Source organism: Pseudomonas sp. WS 5011 (genome assembly GCF_012985775.1).
Classification (GTDB): domain Bacteria; phylum Pseudomonadota; class Gammaproteobacteria; order Pseudomonadales; family Pseudomonadaceae; genus Aquipseudomonas; species Aquipseudomonas peli.
In genome coordinates this window covers 17,482-31,515 of the sequence record NZ_JAAQXA010000016.1, presented here as the reverse complement: position 1 = coordinate 31,515, position 14,034 = coordinate 17,482, and the positions used below count along the sequence as shown (strand labels likewise).

Genomic DNA, 14,034 nt, shown 5'->3' with positions numbered 1-14,034 from the left:
ACCTTATGGACTTCAGCGCAGCATGCCGCTGCCGTAGCCCTTCAGGTTGGCTTTCTTCATCAGGGATTCGTACTGGTGCGAAACGAGGTGCGATTGTACTTGCGACATAAAGTCCATAACAACCACGACCACGATCAGCAACGAGGTCCCGCCAAGATAGAACGGTACGTTGGCAGCCACCACCAGGAACTGGGGCAACAAGCATACGGCCGTCATGTACAGAGCACCGAACATGGTCAAGCGAGTCAACACGCCATCGATATAGCGTGCCGATTGCTCACCGGGACGGATACCCGGAATAAAGGCACCGGACTTCTTCAGGTTCTCCGCTACGTCTTTCGGGTTGAACATCAACGCTGTATAGAAGAAGCAGAAGAAAACGATCCCTGCACTAAACAGCAAAATGTTCAACGGCTGACCAGGAGCGATAGCCTGTGAAATATCCTGCAGCCAGCCCATACCTTCAGACTGACCAAACCAGGCACCCAGCGAGGCCGGGAATAACAGAAGGCTGCTGGCGAAAATAGCTGGGATAACCCCCGCCATGTTCACCTTCAACGGCAAGTGGCTAGTCTGCGCAGCGAAGACCTTACGGCCCTGCTGACGCTTGGCGTAGTGCACCGCAATGCGACGCTGACCACGCTCAATGAACACCACGAAACCGATAATCGCTACTGCCAGCAAACCGATGGCAATCAGAGCAAAGATATTGATATCACCCTGACGAGCAGACTCGAAAGACTGCCCAATCGCCGACGGCAGACCGGCCACGATGCCTGCAAAAATCAGCATCGAAATACCGTTGCCAACACCACGCTCAGTGATTTGCTCGCCCAACCACATCATGAACATTGCACCCGCCACAAAAGTGGTGACCGCAACGAAGTGGAAGCCGAAATCGACTGTAAACGCTACGCCCTGACTGGCCAGGCCGACGGACATGCCGACTGCTTGGACAATAGCCAGAACGAGGGTGCCGTAGCGGGTGTACTGGCTAATCTTGCGACGGCCAGCTTCACCTTCCTTCTTCAACTGCTCCAGCTGCGGGCTAACAGCGGTCATGAGCTGCATGATGATCGACGCCGAAATGTACGGCATGATCCCCAGTGCAAAAATGCTCATGCGCTCCAGCGCGCCGCCGGAAAACATGTTGAACAAGCTAAGAATGGTCCCCTCATTCTGTCGAAACAGGTCCGCTAGCCGGTCCGGATTGATACCTGGAACCGGGATGTGTGCACCTATCCGATAGACGATGATCGCCATGAACAGAAAGCGCAAACGAGCCCAGAGTTCGGACAACCCGCCATTGCTGAGCGCTGAGAGAGCACCTTGCTTAGCCATTTATTCCTCGAACTTACCGCCAGCTGCTTCGATAGCCGCGCGCGCACCTTTGGTGACGGCGATACCTTTAAGGGTGACTGCCTGAGTAACTTCACCGGACAGCATGACTTTCACACGCTGTACGTTTTGGTTGATCAGGTTGGCATCCTTCAGCGACTGCAGAGTAACAATGCCGCCTTCGATTTTATTCAGCTCGGAAGTACGCACTTGTGCGCGATCCATAGCCTTCAAAGAAACGAAACCGAACTTAGGCAGACGGCGGTGCAGAGGCTGCTGGCCGCCTTCGAAACCCGGAGCAATGGTGCCACCGGAGCGGGAGGTTTGACCTTTGTGGCCGCGGCCACCAGTCTTACCCAAACCGCTACCGATACCACGGCCCGGACGGTGCTTCTCGCGACGGGAACCCGGCGCAGGACTCAAATCGTTCAGGTACATGTATTAACCCTCGACTCGCAGCATGTAGTAAGCCTTGTTGATCATCCCGCGATTCTCGGGAGTATCCAGCACTTCTACGGTGTGACCGATGCGACGCAGACCCAGACCCTTAACGCAGAGCTTATGGTTAGGAATACGGCCGGTCATGCTTTTGATCAGCGTGACTTTTACGGTATTAGCCATGATTAGAGAATCTCCTCGACGCTCTTGCCACGCTTAGCCGCAACAGAACCTGGCGACTGCATAGCTTTCAAACCTTTGAAAGTGGCGTACACCACGTTCACTGGGTTAGTCGAGCCGTAGCACTTAGCCAGAACGTTCTGCACGCCAGCCACTTCCAGAACGGCACGCATAGCGCCGCCGGCGATGATGCCGGTACCTTCAGAAGCAGGCTGCATGTACACCTTGGAGGCGCCATGAGCAGACTTCATTGCGTACTGCAGAGTGGTGCCGTTCAGATCAACCTGGATCATGTTGCGACGAGCAGCTTCCATCGCTTTCTGGATGGCAGCAGGCACTTCACGGGATTTGCCACGGCCGAAACCGACGCGACCCTTACCATCACCAACCACGGTCAACGCGGTGAAAGTGAAGATACGGCCACCCTTAACGGTCTTGGCAACGCGGTTAACCTGTACCAGCTTCTCGATATAGCCTTCGTCGCGCTTTTGGTCGTTATTTGCCATAACTTAGAACTCCAGCCCGCCTTCACGAGCAGCATCAGCCAGCGCCTTGACGCGGCCGTGGTACTTGAAGCCAGAACGGTCGAATGCAACCTGAGTTACACCAGCGGCTTTCGCACGCTCTGCAACCAGCTCGCCAACTTTCTTGGCCGCGTCGACGTTGCCAGTGGCGCCGTCACGCAGTGCTTTGTCCAAGGTAGAGGCGCTGGCCAGAACCTTGCTGCCGTCGGCCGAAATGACCTGGGCATAGATGTGCTGCGAAGAGCGATACACGCAGAGACGCACGGCTTCGAGCTCGTGCATTTTCAGGCGTGCTTTGCGAGCGCGACGCAGTCGAGTAACTTTTTTGTCGGTCATTTGCTATGCCCTACTTCTTCTTGGCTTCTTTACGGCGGACGACTTCGTCAGCGTAACGAACACCTTTGCCCTTATAAGGTTCAGGACGACGGAAGTCACGAATCTCCGCAGCGACCTGACCAACCAGTTGTTTGTCGACACCCTTGATCAGGATCTCGGTCTGGTTCGGGGTTTCAGCAACTACACCGTCCGGCAACTCATAGTCGATCGGATGGGAGAAGCCGAGAGCGAGGTTCAGCACCTGACCTTTGGCTTGCGCTTTGTAACCAACACCAACCAGCTGCAGCTTACGCTCGAAGCCAGTGCTAACACCGATCACCATATTGTTGACCAGGGCGCGAGTGGTACCGGCCATTGCACGAGTCTGCTGATCGCCATTGCGAGCAGCAAAACGCAGCTCACCAGCTTCTTGCAGAACTTCAACGGACGAGTGAACGTTCAGTTCGAGAGTGCCCTTGGCACCCTTTACCGAAAGCTGTTGGCCGGCGAGTTTAATCTCAACACCAGCGGGCAGCTTTACGGGGTTCTTAGCAACGCGAGACATGCTTATCCCCCCTTAGAACACTGTGCAAAGCACTTCGCCGCCGACACCGGCAGCGCGCGCAGCGCGGTCCGTCATCACACCCTTGTTGGTGGAGACGATGGATACACCGAGACCGCCACGAACTTTCGGCAGATCATCGACGGATTTGTATTGGCGAAGGCCTGGACGGCTAACGCGCTTAACTTCTTCGATAACCGGACGGCCTTCGAAGTATTTCAGCTCGATGGACAGCTGCGGCTTAACTTCACCGCTGATCTGATAACCCGCAATATAACCTTCGTCTTTCAAAACTTTGGCTACAGCCACCTTCAACGTGGAAGACGGCATGCTTACGACGGACTTTTCAGCCATCTGGGCATTACGGATACGAGTTAGCATGTCCGCTAACGGGTCCTGCATACTCATGGGCTAGACGCTCCTGATACAAAAAGAATTAGCCTTGCGGCTACAGTCGCTGAGAATTCTGGGAAAAATTGAACCCAGGCTCAGGCGAGCCGAGCATTCTAGAGACTGATCAAAAATGAATCAAGCCCCAAAGGGGCCTGATTCATAGATAAGACAAAGCCGGCACTAGCCGGCTTTGTTTTTTACCAGCTGGCTTTAACCAGACCTGGTACATCACCACGCATTGCAGCTTCACGCAGCTTGATACGCGACAGACCGAACTTGCGATAAACGCCGTGCGGACGACCGGTAATGCGGCAGCGATTGCGCAGGCGCGAGGCGCTGGCGTCACGCGGCTGCTTCTGCAGCGCTACTTGTGCTGCCCAACGCGCTTCTGGACTGGCGTTCAGATCGGCGATGGTAGCTTTCAGCTCGGCACGCTTCTTAGCGTACTTGGCTACCGTTTGCTGACGTTTCAGCTCGCGGTTTTTCATGCTGGTTTTGGCCATGATCCAACTCCAATCAGTTGCGGAACGGGAATTTGAAAGCACGCAGCAAGGCGCGACCTTCATCATCCGTACGGGCAGTGGTGGTCAGGGTAATGTCCAGACCACGCAGAGCATCGATCTTGTCGTAGTCGATTTCCGGGAAGATGATCTGCTCTTTCACGCCCATGCTGTAGTTGCCACGACCATCGAAGGACTTGGCATTCAGGCCGCGGAAGTCACGCACGCGCGGCAGGGAGATGGACAGCAGACGATCCAGGAACTCGTACATACGCTCACGGCGCAGAGTTACTTTAACGCCGATCGGCCAGCCCTCACGAACCTTGAAGCCTGCAATCGACTTACGGGCATGAGTCACAACGACTTTCTGACCGGTAATCTTTTCCAGGTCGGCAACAGCGTGCTCGATGATTTTCTTGTCACCGATTGCTTCGCCCAGGCCCATGTTAAGGGTGATCTTGGTGATACGCGGAACTTCCATCACGTTGGCAAGCTTAAGTTCTTCCTTAAGCTTGGGAGCGATTTCTTTCCGATAAATCTCTTTTAGTCGTGCCATGGTCTTCTACCTAGCAGTGTTCAAGCATCAACCGCTTTTTGGGTCGACTTGAAGACACGAATTTTTTTACCTTCTTCTACTTTGAAACCAACGCGATCAGCCTTGTTGGTTTCGCCATTGAAGATGGCCACGTTAGAAGCGTGCATTGGCGCTTCTTTCTCGACGATACCGCCCTGAACGCCCGACATCGGGTTCGGCTTGGTATGGCGCTTCACCAGGTTAATCCCACCAACGACCAAACGGTCGTCAGCGAGAACCTTGAGCACCTTGCCACGCTTACCTTTGTCTTTACCGGCGATCACGATGATCTCGTCGTCACGACGAATCTTTTGCATGTCGGATCTCCTTAGAGCACTTCAGGGGCGAGCGAGACGATCTTCATGAACTTCTCAGTACGAAGCTCACGAGTCACTGGCCCAAAAATACGAGTGCCAATTGGCTCTTGCTTGTTGTTCAGCAGAACAGCAGCGTTGCCATCAAAGCGAATGATCGAGCCATCAGGGCGACGAACGCCGTGACGAGTGCGGACTACAACAGCAGTCATCACTTGGCCTTTCTTCACTTTACCGCGCGGAATTGCTTCCTTGACGGTGACTTTGATGATGTCGCCGATGCCAGCATAACGGCGGTGCGAACCGCCCAGCACCTTGATACACATAACGCGACGAGCACCGCTGTTGTCAGCGACGTCGAGCATGGATTGAGTCTGAATCATATAATTTCTCCGACCCTTAGCCCTTAGACGTCCACTGCGCGTTCGAGGATCTCAACCAGCGCCCAAGACTTAGTCTTGGCAACGGGACGAGTTTCGCGAATGGAAACTTTGTCACCGATCTTGCTCTGGTTGGTTTCGTCGTGTGCGTGCAGCTTGGTCGAACGCTTGACATATTTGCCGTAGATCGGATGCTTAACGCGACGCTCGATCAATACGGTGATGGTCTTGTCCATCTTGTCGCTGACGACACGGCCGGTCAGCGTACGGACTGTTTTTTCGGCTTCAGCCATGATCACTTACCTGCCTGCTGGTTGAGCACAGTTTTCACACGAGCGATGTCGCGTTTAACTTGCGAGAGCAGGTGAGACTGCCCCAACTGGCCAGTTGCTTTCTGCATACGCAGATTGAACTGGTCGCGCAGCAGGCCGAGCAGTTGCTCGTTCAGCTGCTGTGCTGATTTTTCACGAAGTTCATTCGCCTTCATCACATCACCGTCCGCTTAACAAAAGTGGTGGCGAGTGGCAGCTTTGCAGCAGCCAGGGCGAAAGCCTCACGCGCCAACTCTTCGGAAACGCCTTCGATCTCATACAGGACCTTGCCTGGCTGGATCTGGGCTACCCAATATTCAACGCTACCCTTCCCTTTACCCATCCGCACTTCAAGAGGCTTCTTGGAGATCGGCTTGTCCGGGAAAACGCGAATCCAGATTTTCCCGCCACGCTTAACGTGACGAGTCAGAGCACGACGAGCGGACTCAATCTGACGGGCGGTGAGACGACCACGGGCAACAGACTTCAGAGCAAATTCGCCGAAGCTGACTTTGCTACCGCGCTGAGCCAGACCACGGTTGTGGCCGGTCATCTGCTTACGGAACTTCGTACGCTTTGGTTGCAACATTTTGCGTACTCCTTACTTAGCAGCTTTTTTACGAGGCGCAGGCGCTTGAGGTTTCAGTTCTTCTTTAAGGCCACCGATTACTTCGCCTTTGAAGATCCAAACCTTGACACCGATCACACCGTAAGTGGTGTGCGCTTCGTACGTGGCATAGTCGATATCGGCACGCAGGGTGTGCAACGGCACACGACCTTCGCGATACCATTCGGTACGTGCAATTTCAGCACCGCCGAGACGACCGCTCACTTGGATTTTGATGCCCTTGGCACCAATACGCATGGCGTTCTGTACAGCGCGTTTCATAGCGCGACGGAACATCACACGACGCTCCAGCTGCTGAGCTACGCTCTGCGCAACCAGCATACCGTCGAGCTCCGGCTTGCGGATCTCTTCGATATTGATGTGCACAGGCACACCCATTTGCTTGGTCAGGTCCTGACGCAGCTTCTCAACATCTTCACCTTTCTTACCGATAACGATACCGGGACGAGCGGTGTGGATGGTGATACGTGCGGTTTGAGCCGGACGAGCAATGTCGATACGGCTTACGGACGCGCTTTTTAGTTTGTCTTGGAGATACTCACGCACCTTCAGATCAGCGAACAAATAGTCCGCATAAGTCCGACCGCTGGCGTACCAGACGGAGGTGTGCTCCTTGACGATTCCCAGGCGAATGCCAATGGGATGTACTTTCTGACCCATCTGATCGACTCCGTTACTTGTCCGCAACCTTGACAGTGATATGGCAAGACCGCTTGACGATGCGATCAGCGCGGCCTTTGGCACGCGGCATGATGCGCTTCAGCGAACGCCCTTCGTTGACGAAAACGGTGCTGACCTTCAAGTCATCAACGTCTGCGCCTTCGTTGTGCTCGGCGTTGGCTACAGCCGACTCCAGCACTTTCTTGATGATCTCGGCGGCTTTCTTACTGCTGAAAGCCAGGAGGTTGAGCGCTTCGCCCACCTTCTTCCCACGAATCTGGTCGGCGACCAAGCGGGCTTTTTGGGCGGAGATGCGAGCGCCCGACAACTTAGCGGCTACTTCCATTTCCTAACCCCTTAACGCTTGGCTTTCTTGTCAGCCACGTGCCCACGATAGGTACGAGTGCCGGCAAATTCGCCCAGTTTGTGACCGACCATGTCTTCGTTCACAAGAACTGGGACATGTTGACGACCGTTATGTACAGCAATGGTCAGACCGACCATTTGTGGCAGGATCATCGAACGGCGCGACCAGGTTTTCACCGGCTTGCGATCATTCTTTTCCACCGCCACTTCGATCTTCTTCAGTAGGTGAAGATCAATAAAAGGACCTTTTTTCAGAGAACGTGGCACTGTCGTATCCCTCTATTTACTTGCGACGACGGACGATCATGTTGTCGGTGCGTTTGTTACCACGAGTCTTCGCGCCCTTCGTCGGGAAGCCCCATGGAGACACCGGATGACGACCACCAGAGGTACGACCTTCACCACCACCATGTGGGTGGTCAACCGGGTTCATGGCAACACCACGAACGGTTGGGCGAACGCCACGCCAGCGTTTGGCACCAGCTTTACCCAGCGAACGCAGGCTGTGCTCGGAGTTCGAGACTTCGCCCAGGGTCGCACGGCACTCAGCCAGTACTTTACGCATCTCACCGGAACGCAGACGCAGGGTCACGTAGACACCTTCACGCGCAATCAGCTGAGCCGAAGCACCAGCGGAACGAGCGATCTGAGCACCTTTACCCGGCTTCAGTTCGATACCGTGAACAGTGCTACCAACTGGAATGTTGCGCAGTTGCAGACTGTTGCCCGGCTTGATCGGAGCCATGATGCCAGCTACCAGCTGATCGCCAGCACTCACGCCTTTAGGGGCGATGATGTAGCGACGCTCGCCGTCTGCATACATCAGCAGAGCGATGTGTGCGGTACGGTTCGGATCGTATTCAATACGTTCGACAGTGGCTGGAATGCCATCTTTGTCGTTGCGACGGAAATCGACCAGACGGTAATGCTGCTTGTGGCCACCACCGATATGACGGGTGGTGATACGACCATTGTTGTTACGACCGCCAGTCTTCGACTTCTTCTCAAGCAGCGGAGCGTAAGGAGCGCCTTTATGCAGCTCCTGATTGACCACCTTGACCACAAAACGGCGGCCAGGGGAAGTCGGTTTGCATTTAACGATTGCCATGATGCACCCCTTCCTTACTCAGCACTGCTGGCGAAATCGAGATCTTGGCCTGGCTGAAGCGAAATGATCGCTTTCTTCCAGTCGTTACGCTTGCCCAAACCGCGAGCATTGCGCTTGGTCTTACCGAGAACATTCACGGTATTAACAGCAGCAACATTCACGTTGAACAGGCTTTCGACGGCCTTCTTGATTTCCAGCTTGGTTGCATCGGTTGCAACCTTGAAAACGAACTGACTTTTCTTGTCAGCGAGAACCGTGGCCTTCTCGGAGATGTGCGGGCCAAGCAGCACTTTAAATACGCGTTCCTGGTTCATCCCAGCAGCTCCTCGAATTTCTTCACGGCAGAAACGGTGACCAGCACCTTTTCATACGCGATCAGACTAACTGGATCGGAACCTTGCACGTCACGAACATCAACGTGTGGCAGGTTGCGAGCAGCCAGGTACAGATTCTCATCAATAGCATCGGACACGATCAGCACATCGGTCAGACCCATGCCATTCAACTTGCCCAACAGTTCTTTAGTCTTCGGAGCTTCAACACTGAAGTCTTCGACGACGATCAAACGATCAGTACGAACCAGCTCGGCAAGAATCGAACGCAATGCAGCGCGATACATTTTCTTGTTCAGCTTTTGATCGTGATTCTGCGGACGAGCCGCGAAGGTCACACCACCGCCACGCCAGATCGGACCACGAGTGGTACCTGCACGAGCACGACCGGTACCCTTCTGACGCCAAGGGCGCTTACCGCCACCGGATACGTCGGAACGAGTCTTCTGCTGCTTGCTGCCCTGACGGCCGCCGGCCATGTAGGCCACAACTGCTTGGTGAACCAGGGTCTCGTTGTATGCGCCGCCAAAAGTGGCTTCGGATACTTCGATTGCTTGAGCGCCATTTACATTTAATTGCATGTCAGCTTCCCCTTAACCGCGAGCCTTGGCCGCTGGACGTACAACCAGGTTGCCGCCAGTAGCGCCAGGAACAGCACCCTTGACCAGCAACAGATTGCGTTCAGCGTCAACCCGCACTACTTCCAGGGACTGCACGGTCACGCGCTCAGCGCCCATATGACCGGACATTTTTTTGCCCTTGAATACGCGACCCGGAGTCTGGCACTGGCCAATGGAACCCGGAACACGGTGGGACACGGAGTTACCGTGAGTGTTGTCTTGGCCGCGGAAGTTCCAACGCTTGATGGTACCGGCAAAGCCTTTACCTTTGGACTGACCGGTGACATCCACCAGTTGACCAGCTTGGAATATTTCAGCGTTGATCAGATCACCTGCCTGGTACTCGCCTTCTTCAAGACGGAATTCCATAACAGTACGACCTGCCGCGACATTCGCCTTAGCGAAGTGACCGGCTTGCGCCTTGCTGACACGTGAAGCACGACGCTCGCCGACAGTGACTTGCACTGCACGATAGCCATCGGACTCTTCAGTCTTGAACTGAGTGACGCGATTCGGCTCGATCTCAATGACCGTAACCGGAATGGAGACACCTTCTTCGGTGAAAATACGGGTCATACCCGCCTTTCGACCGACTACACCAATAGTCATGTTGTAACCTCATGAGTGTACGGGGCTTTCACCCGCTATGGCCGCCCATTTCAGAGCGTTACACGACTAAAACCTAAAGCGGTCTTAGCCGAGGCTGATCTGCACTTCCACACCAGCCGCAAGATCAAGCTTCATCAGCGCGTCAACGGTTTTATCCGTTGGCTGGACGATGTCCAGAACACGCTTATGAGTACGGATCTCGAACTGATCACGCGCGTCTTTGTTGACGTGTGGCGAGGTCAGAACGGTGAACCGCTCTTTGCGGGTAGGCAGAGGAATGGGACCACGCACCTGAGCACCAGTACGTTTCGCGGTTTCCACGATTTCCTGGGTTGATTGATCGATCAGGCGATGGTCAAAAGCCTTCAACCGAATACGGATTTGTTGGTTTTGCATTTTGACCTCAGATTCCAAGCTGCTATTCCCAACGGACGCAATACGCCCGTTAAAAGGAGGCGTGATTCTATAGACGCCCCTAGCAGGTGTCAACCCAATAAAAAAGCCCCCGCAAGCGGGGGCTTTTTCTCAAACCATCACTTACGCGATGATTTTGGCTACGACGCCAGCGCCGACGGTACGACCGCCTTCACGAATAGCGAAACGTAGACCTTCTTCCATTGCGATGGTCTTGATCAGAGTGACAGTCATCTGGATGTTGTCACCTGGCATTACCATCTCAACGCCTTCCGGCAGCTCGCAGTTACCAGTTACGTCAGTAGTACGGAAGTAGAACTGAGGACGGTAGCCTTTGAAGAACGGAGTGTGACGACCGCCTTCTTCTTTGCTCAACACATACACTTCTGCAGTGAAGGTGGTGTGCGGCTTAACCGAACCTGGCTTGACCAGAACCTGGCCACGCTCTACGTCGTCACGCTTGGTGCCGCGCAGCAGAACGCCGCAGTTCTCGCCAGCACGACCTTCGTCGAGCAGCTTGCGGAACATTTCAACACCGGTACAGGTGGTCTTGGTGGTATCACGCAGACCAACGATCTCGATTTCTTCCTGGATCTTGACGATACCGCGCTCGATACGGCCAGTTACCACGGTGCCACGACCGGAGATCGAGAATACGTCTTCGATTGGCATCAGGAACGGCTTGTCGATTGCACGAACTGGCTCTGGAATGTAGCTGTCCAGAGTCTCAACCAGCTTCTTAACAGCGCTGGTGCCCATTTCGTTGTCGTCTTGGCCGTTCAGAGCCATTAGAGCAGAACCGATGATGATCGGAGTGTCGTCGCCTGGGAAATCGTAAGTGCTGAGCAGGTCGCGCACTTCCATTTCAACCAGCTCCAGCAGCTCAGCGTCATCAACCATGTCAGCCTTGTTCAGGAAGACAACGATGTACGGAACGCCTACCTGACGCGACAGCAGGATGTGCTCACGAGTTTGCGGCATCGGACCATCAGCGGCCGAGCAAACCAGGATAGCGCCATCCATCTGCGCAGCACCGGTGATCATGTTTTTTACGTAGTCGGCGTGACCTGGGCAGTCAACGTGTGCGTAGTGACGCACGGACGAATCGTATTCAACGTGAGCGGTGTTGATGGTGATACCGCGAGCTTTTTCTTCTGGGGCGCTGTCGATCTTGTCGAAGTCAACCTTGGCCGAACCGAATACTTCGGAGCAGACGCGGGTCAGAGCAGCGGTCAGAGTGGTTTTACCGTGGTCAACGTGACCGATAGTGCCAACGTTGACGTGCGGTTTGTTACGTTCAAATTTTTCTTTAGCCACGACAATTAACTCCTAGCTTAAAGGGGCTGAATCAGCCTTGTTTTTTGGTTACCGACTCGACGATGTGCGACGGAGCCGTATTGTATTTTTTGAATTCCATGGAGTAGCTTGCGCGACCCTGAGACATGGAACGGACGTCGGTCGCATAACCGAACATCTCACCCAGCGGAACTTCAGCACGAATCACCTTGCCGGAGATCGTGTCTTCCATACCCAGGATCATGCCACGACGACGGTTAAGGTCGCCCATCACATCACCCATGTAGTCTTCTGGGGTAACAACCTCTACCGCCATGATCGGCTCGAGCAACTCACCACCGCCCTTCTGGGCCAGTTGCTTGGTCGCCATGGAAGCAGCCACCTTGAACGCCATCTCGTTGGAGTCGACGTCGTGGTAGGAACCATCGAACACGGTAGCCTTCAGGCCGATAAGCGGATAACCGGCAACAACGCCGTTCTTCATCTGCTCTTCGATACCCTTCTGGATCGCCGGGATGTATTCCTTAGGAATCACACCACCTACGACTTCGTTCAGGAACTGCAGACCTTCCTGACCTTCGTCAGCAGGTGCAAAGCGGACCCAGCAATGACCGAACTGACCACGACCACCGGACTGACGAACGAACTTGCCTTCGATTTCACAGCTCTTCGTGATGCGCTCACGATAAGAAACCTGAGGCTTACCGATGTTGGCTTCGACGTTGAACTCGCGGCGCATGCGGTCGACCAGGATGTCCAGGTGCAACTCGCCCATACCGGAGATGATCGTCTGACCAGTCTCTTCATCAGTTTTGACGCGGAAAGAAGGGTCTTCCTGAGCAAGCTTGCCCAGTGCGATACCCATTTTTTCCTGGTCGTCCTTGGTCTTAGGCTCTACAGCAACCGAGATAACCGGCTCTGGGAAGTCCATACGAACCAGGATGATTGGCTTGTCAGCGTTGCACAGAGTCTCACCAGTGGTGACGTCCTTCATGCCGATCAAGGCCGCGATGTCACCAGCGCGTACTTCCTTGATCTCTTCGCGGGCGTTTGCGTGCATTTGCACCATACGACCAACGCGCTCTTTCTTACCCTTAACCGAGTTGATCACGCCGTCGCCGGATGCCAACACGCCCGAGTAAACGCGGACGAAGGTCAAGGTACCCACGAATGGGTCGGTAGCGATCTTGAACGCCAGCGCCGCGAACGGCTCGTCATCACTTGCATGACGCTCCATTTCCTCTTCCTCGTTATCTGGGTTGGAACCCTTGATAGCAGGAATGTCGGTAGGAGCAGGCAGGAAGTCGATAACGGCGTCGAGAACCAGGGGAACACCCTTGTTCTTGAAAGAAGAACCGCAAACAGCCAGAACGATTTCGCCAGCGATAGTACGCTGACGCAGAGCGCCCTTAATTTCTTCGATGGTGAGTTCTTCACCTTCGAGGTACTTGTTCATCAGCTCTTCGTTGGCTTCGGCCGCAGCCTCAACCATGTTGCCGCGCCACTTCTCGGCTTCTTCCAGCAATTCAGCCGGAATGTCCTTGCGAACAGGAACCATACCTTTGTCGGCATCGTTCCAGTAGACAGCTTGCATGTTGATCAGATCGATCTGACCCTGGAAGTTGTCTTCTGCACCGATGGCCAGCTGGATCGGCACCGGGGTGTGACCCAGACGCTGCTTGATCTGACCGATAACGCGCAGGAAGTCAGCACCAGCACGGTCCATCTTGTTGACGTAAACAAGACGTGGAACGCCGTACTTGTTGGCCTGACGCCATACGGTTTCCGACTGAGGCTCAACGCCCGAAGTACCGCAGAACACAACGACCGCGCCGTCGAGTACACGCAGCGAACGCTCAACTTCAATGGTGAAGTCAACGTGGCCGGGGGTATCAATTACGTTGAAGCGATGCTCATCTTTGTACTGCTTCTCGGAACCTTTCCAGAAGGCGGTAATAGCAGCCGAAGTGATGGTAATACCACGCTCCTGCTCCTGCACCATCCAGTCTGTGGTCGCGGCGCCGTCATGCACCTCGCCCATCTTGTGGCTTTTGCCAGTATAGAAAAGCACACGCTCGGTGGTCGTGGTTTTACCCGCGTCCACGTGAGCCACGATACCGATGTTACGGTAACGGTTAATCGGTGTAGTACGAGCCATAAAGCCCTCGCAAA

24 protein-coding genes are annotated in these 14,034 nt (G+C 54.5%); all 24 read right to left on the bottom strand.

All coding sequences use genetic code 11. The features are described 5' to 3' along the window. Positions 1-12: 12 nt before the first annotated feature. The 24 genes from secY to fusA all read right to left on the bottom strand — a co-directional run bounded on the left by secY (position 13) and on the right by fusA (position 14,020). Positions 13-1,341, bottom strand: coding sequence for a preprotein translocase subunit SecY (gene secY, locus HBN63_RS16375; RefSeq protein WP_090255788.1), 1,329 nt, complete (start codon positions 1,339-1,341; stop codon positions 13-15). Then, entirely contained in the window at positions 1,342-1,776 is a 435-nt protein-coding gene (gene rplO, locus HBN63_RS16370) for a 50S ribosomal protein L15 (RefSeq protein WP_090243121.1), read from the bottom strand. It abuts the gene before it with no gap. 3 nt (positions 1,777-1,779) lie between these two features. Further along, positions 1,780-1,959, bottom strand: a complete 180-nt coding sequence (gene rpmD, locus HBN63_RS16365) for a 50S ribosomal protein L30 (protein WP_079204534.1) — start codon at positions 1,957-1,959, stop codon at positions 1,780-1,782. A gap of 2 nt (positions 1,960-1,961) precedes the next feature. Then, positions 1,962-2,462, bottom strand: coding sequence for a 30S ribosomal protein S5 (gene rpsE, locus HBN63_RS16360; RefSeq protein ID WP_090255789.1), 501 nt, complete (start codon positions 2,460-2,462; stop codon positions 1,962-1,964). 3 nt (positions 2,463-2,465) lie between these two features. Then, positions 2,466-2,816: a 50S ribosomal protein L18 gene (gene rplR / locus HBN63_RS16355; protein WP_003293038.1), complete on the bottom strand. Its 351-nt coding sequence runs from the start codon at positions 2,814-2,816 to the stop codon at positions 2,466-2,468. 10 nt (positions 2,817-2,826) lie between these two features. Continuing rightward, positions 2,827-3,360, bottom strand: coding sequence for a 50S ribosomal protein L6 (rplF, locus tag HBN63_RS16350; RefSeq protein ID WP_160089362.1), 534 nt, complete (start codon positions 3,358-3,360; stop codon positions 2,827-2,829). A 12-nt stretch (positions 3,361-3,372) separates the two neighbouring features. Continuing rightward, positions 3,373-3,765: a 30S ribosomal protein S8 gene (rpsH, locus tag HBN63_RS16345; RefSeq protein WP_069519903.1), complete on the bottom strand. Its 393-nt coding sequence runs from the start codon at positions 3,763-3,765 to the stop codon at positions 3,373-3,375. A gap of 182 nt (positions 3,766-3,947) precedes the next feature. Further along, positions 3,948-4,253, bottom strand: coding sequence for a 30S ribosomal protein S14 (rpsN, locus tag HBN63_RS16340; protein ID WP_090255793.1), 306 nt, complete (start codon positions 4,251-4,253; stop codon positions 3,948-3,950). 13 nt (positions 4,254-4,266) lie between these two features. Further along, positions 4,267-4,806 carry a 50S ribosomal protein L5 gene (gene rplE / locus HBN63_RS16335; RefSeq protein ID WP_090255796.1) on the bottom strand — a complete coding sequence of 180 codons (540 nt, stop codon included), beginning with the start codon at positions 4,804-4,806 and terminating at the stop codon, positions 4,267-4,269. Between the two features lie 20 nt (positions 4,807-4,826). Further along, on the bottom strand, positions 4,827-5,141 hold the full coding sequence (gene rplX, locus HBN63_RS16330; protein WP_167147115.1) for a 50S ribosomal protein L24: 315 nt from the start codon (positions 5,139-5,141) through the stop codon (positions 4,827-4,829). An 11-nt stretch (positions 5,142-5,152) separates the two neighbouring features. Continuing rightward, positions 5,153-5,521: a 50S ribosomal protein L14 gene (rplN, locus tag HBN63_RS16325; protein WP_003281831.1), complete on the bottom strand. Its 369-nt coding sequence runs from the start codon at positions 5,519-5,521 to the stop codon at positions 5,153-5,155. A 23-nt stretch (positions 5,522-5,544) separates the two neighbouring features. Next, positions 5,545-5,811, bottom strand: a complete 267-nt coding sequence (gene rpsQ, locus HBN63_RS16320) for a 30S ribosomal protein S17 (protein ID WP_090255823.1) — start codon at positions 5,809-5,811, stop codon at positions 5,545-5,547. A gap of 2 nt (positions 5,812-5,813) precedes the next feature. Continuing rightward, entirely contained in the window at positions 5,814-6,005 is a 192-nt protein-coding gene (rpmC, locus tag HBN63_RS16315; RefSeq protein WP_002555481.1) for a 50S ribosomal protein L29, read from the bottom strand. Continuing rightward, positions 6,005-6,418 (bottom strand): 50S ribosomal protein L16, encoded by a 414-nt coding sequence (rplP, locus tag HBN63_RS16310; RefSeq protein ID WP_090255798.1) that lies wholly within the window; start codon positions 6,416-6,418, stop codon positions 6,005-6,007. The genes rpmC and rplP overlap by 1 nt, the downstream gene beginning before the upstream one ends. Positions 6,419-6,430: 12 nt before the next feature. Next, on the bottom strand, positions 6,431-7,117 hold the full coding sequence (gene rpsC, locus HBN63_RS16305; protein WP_069519907.1) for a 30S ribosomal protein S3: 687 nt from the start codon (positions 7,115-7,117) through the stop codon (positions 6,431-6,433). Positions 7,118-7,130: 13 nt separating this feature from the next. Beyond that, complete coding sequence (rplV, locus tag HBN63_RS16300) at positions 7,131-7,463, bottom strand: 50S ribosomal protein L22 (RefSeq protein WP_003210077.1); 333 nt, start codon at positions 7,461-7,463, stop codon at positions 7,131-7,133. Positions 7,464-7,474: 11 nt separating this feature from the next. Further along, positions 7,475-7,750, bottom strand: a complete 276-nt coding sequence (gene rpsS, locus HBN63_RS16295; protein WP_010486981.1) for a 30S ribosomal protein S19 — start codon at positions 7,748-7,750, stop codon at positions 7,475-7,477. Between the two features lie 16 nt (positions 7,751-7,766). After that, a complete protein-coding gene (gene rplB, locus HBN63_RS16290; protein ID WP_090255801.1) occupies positions 7,767-8,591 on the bottom strand; it encodes a 50S ribosomal protein L2 in 825 nt (274 codons plus the stop codon). A gap of 14 nt (positions 8,592-8,605) precedes the next feature. Continuing rightward, positions 8,606-8,905 (bottom strand): 50S ribosomal protein L23, encoded by a 300-nt coding sequence (rplW, locus tag HBN63_RS16285; protein ID WP_090255803.1) that lies wholly within the window; start codon positions 8,903-8,905, stop codon positions 8,606-8,608. After that, the gene (gene rplD / locus HBN63_RS16280) at positions 8,902-9,504 is read right to left on the bottom strand and encodes a 50S ribosomal protein L4 (RefSeq protein ID WP_090255805.1); all 603 of its coding nucleotides are present in this window, start codon (positions 9,502-9,504) and stop codon (positions 8,902-8,904) included. Before rplD ends, rplW begins: the two co-directional genes overlap by 4 nt. A 12-nt stretch (positions 9,505-9,516) precedes the next feature. Further along, positions 9,517-10,152, bottom strand: coding sequence for a 50S ribosomal protein L3 (gene rplC / locus HBN63_RS16275; protein ID WP_090255807.1), 636 nt, complete (start codon positions 10,150-10,152; stop codon positions 9,517-9,519). Between the two features lie 84 nt (positions 10,153-10,236). Next, positions 10,237-10,548: a 30S ribosomal protein S10 gene (rpsJ, locus tag HBN63_RS16270; protein WP_010486970.1), complete on the bottom strand. Its 312-nt coding sequence runs from the start codon at positions 10,546-10,548 to the stop codon at positions 10,237-10,239. A 141-nt stretch (positions 10,549-10,689) separates the two neighbouring features. Continuing rightward, entirely contained in the window at positions 10,690-11,883 is a 1,194-nt protein-coding gene (tuf, locus tag HBN63_RS16265; protein ID WP_090377379.1) for an elongation factor Tu, read from the bottom strand. Between the two features lie 31 nt (positions 11,884-11,914). Continuing rightward, the gene (fusA, locus tag HBN63_RS16260; protein WP_090256283.1) at positions 11,915-14,020 is read right to left on the bottom strand and encodes an elongation factor G; all 2,106 of its coding nucleotides are present in this window, start codon (positions 14,018-14,020) and stop codon (positions 11,915-11,917) included. Positions 14,021-14,034: the final 14 nt, after the last annotated feature.

Coding starts and splice junctions, on each gene's coding strand:
- rplO (WP_090243121.1), bottom strand. CDS start 1,776: ATGTACCTGAACGATTTGAGTCCTGCGCCGGGTTCCCGTCGCGAGAAG.
- secY (WP_090255788.1), bottom strand. CDS start 1,341: ATGGCTAAGCAAGGTGCTCTCTCAGCGCTCAGCAATGGCGGGTTGTCC.
- rplV (WP_003210077.1), bottom strand. CDS start 7,463: ATGGAAGTAGCCGCTAAGTTGTCGGGCGCTCGCATCTCCGCCCAAAAA.
- rpsJ (WP_010486970.1), bottom strand. CDS start 10,548: ATGCAAAACCAACAAATCCGTATTCGGTTGAAGGCTTTTGACCATCGC.
- fusA (WP_090256283.1), bottom strand. CDS start 14,020: ATGGCTCGTACTACACCGATTAACCGTTACCGTAACATCGGTATCGTG.
- rplP (WP_090255798.1), bottom strand. CDS start 6,418: ATGTTGCAACCAAAGCGTACGAAGTTCCGTAAGCAGATGACCGGCCAC.
- rpsN (WP_090255793.1), bottom strand. CDS start 4,253: ATGGCCAAAACCAGCATGAAAAACCGCGAGCTGAAACGTCAGCAAACG.
- rplR (WP_003293038.1), bottom strand. CDS start 2,816: ATGACCGACAAAAAAGTTACTCGACTGCGTCGCGCTCGCAAAGCACGC.
- rpsH (WP_069519903.1), bottom strand. CDS start 3,765: ATGAGTATGCAGGACCCGTTAGCGGACATGCTAACTCGTATCCGTAAT.
- rpsE (WP_090255789.1), bottom strand. CDS start 2,462: ATGGCAAATAACGACCAAAAGCGCGACGAAGGCTATATCGAGAAGCTG.
- rplW (WP_090255803.1), bottom strand. CDS start 8,905: ATGAACCAGGAACGCGTATTTAAAGTGCTGCTTGGCCCGCACATCTCC.
- rpsC (WP_069519907.1), bottom strand. CDS start 7,117: ATGGGTCAGAAAGTACATCCCATTGGCATTCGCCTGGGAATCGTCAAG.
- rplX (WP_167147115.1), bottom strand. CDS start 5,141: ATGCAAAAGATTCGTCGTGACGACGAGATCATCGTGATCGCCGGTAAA.
- rplD (WP_090255805.1), bottom strand. CDS start 9,504: ATGCAATTAAATGTAAATGGCGCTCAAGCAATCGAAGTATCCGAAGCC.
- rplF (WP_160089362.1), bottom strand. CDS start 3,360: ATGTCTCGCGTTGCTAAGAACCCCGTAAAGCTGCCCGCTGGTGTTGAG.
- rplB (WP_090255801.1), bottom strand. CDS start 8,591: ATGGCAATCGTTAAATGCAAACCGACTTCCCCTGGCCGCCGTTTTGTG.
- rplN (WP_003281831.1), bottom strand. CDS start 5,521: ATGATTCAGACTCAATCCATGCTCGACGTCGCTGACAACAGCGGTGCT.
- rplC (WP_090255807.1), bottom strand. CDS start 10,152: ATGACTATTGGTGTAGTCGGTCGAAAGGCGGGTATGACCCGTATTTTC.
- rpmD (WP_079204534.1), bottom strand. CDS start 1,959: ATGGCTAATACCGTAAAAGTCACGCTGATCAAAAGCATGACCGGCCGT.
- rplE (WP_090255796.1), bottom strand. CDS start 4,806: ATGGCACGACTAAAAGAGATTTATCGGAAAGAAATCGCTCCCAAGCTT.
- rpmC (WP_002555481.1), bottom strand. CDS start 6,005: ATGAAGGCGAATGAACTTCGTGAAAAATCAGCACAGCAGCTGAACGAG.
- rpsQ (WP_090255823.1), bottom strand. CDS start 5,811: ATGGCTGAAGCCGAAAAAACAGTCCGTACGCTGACCGGCCGTGTCGTC.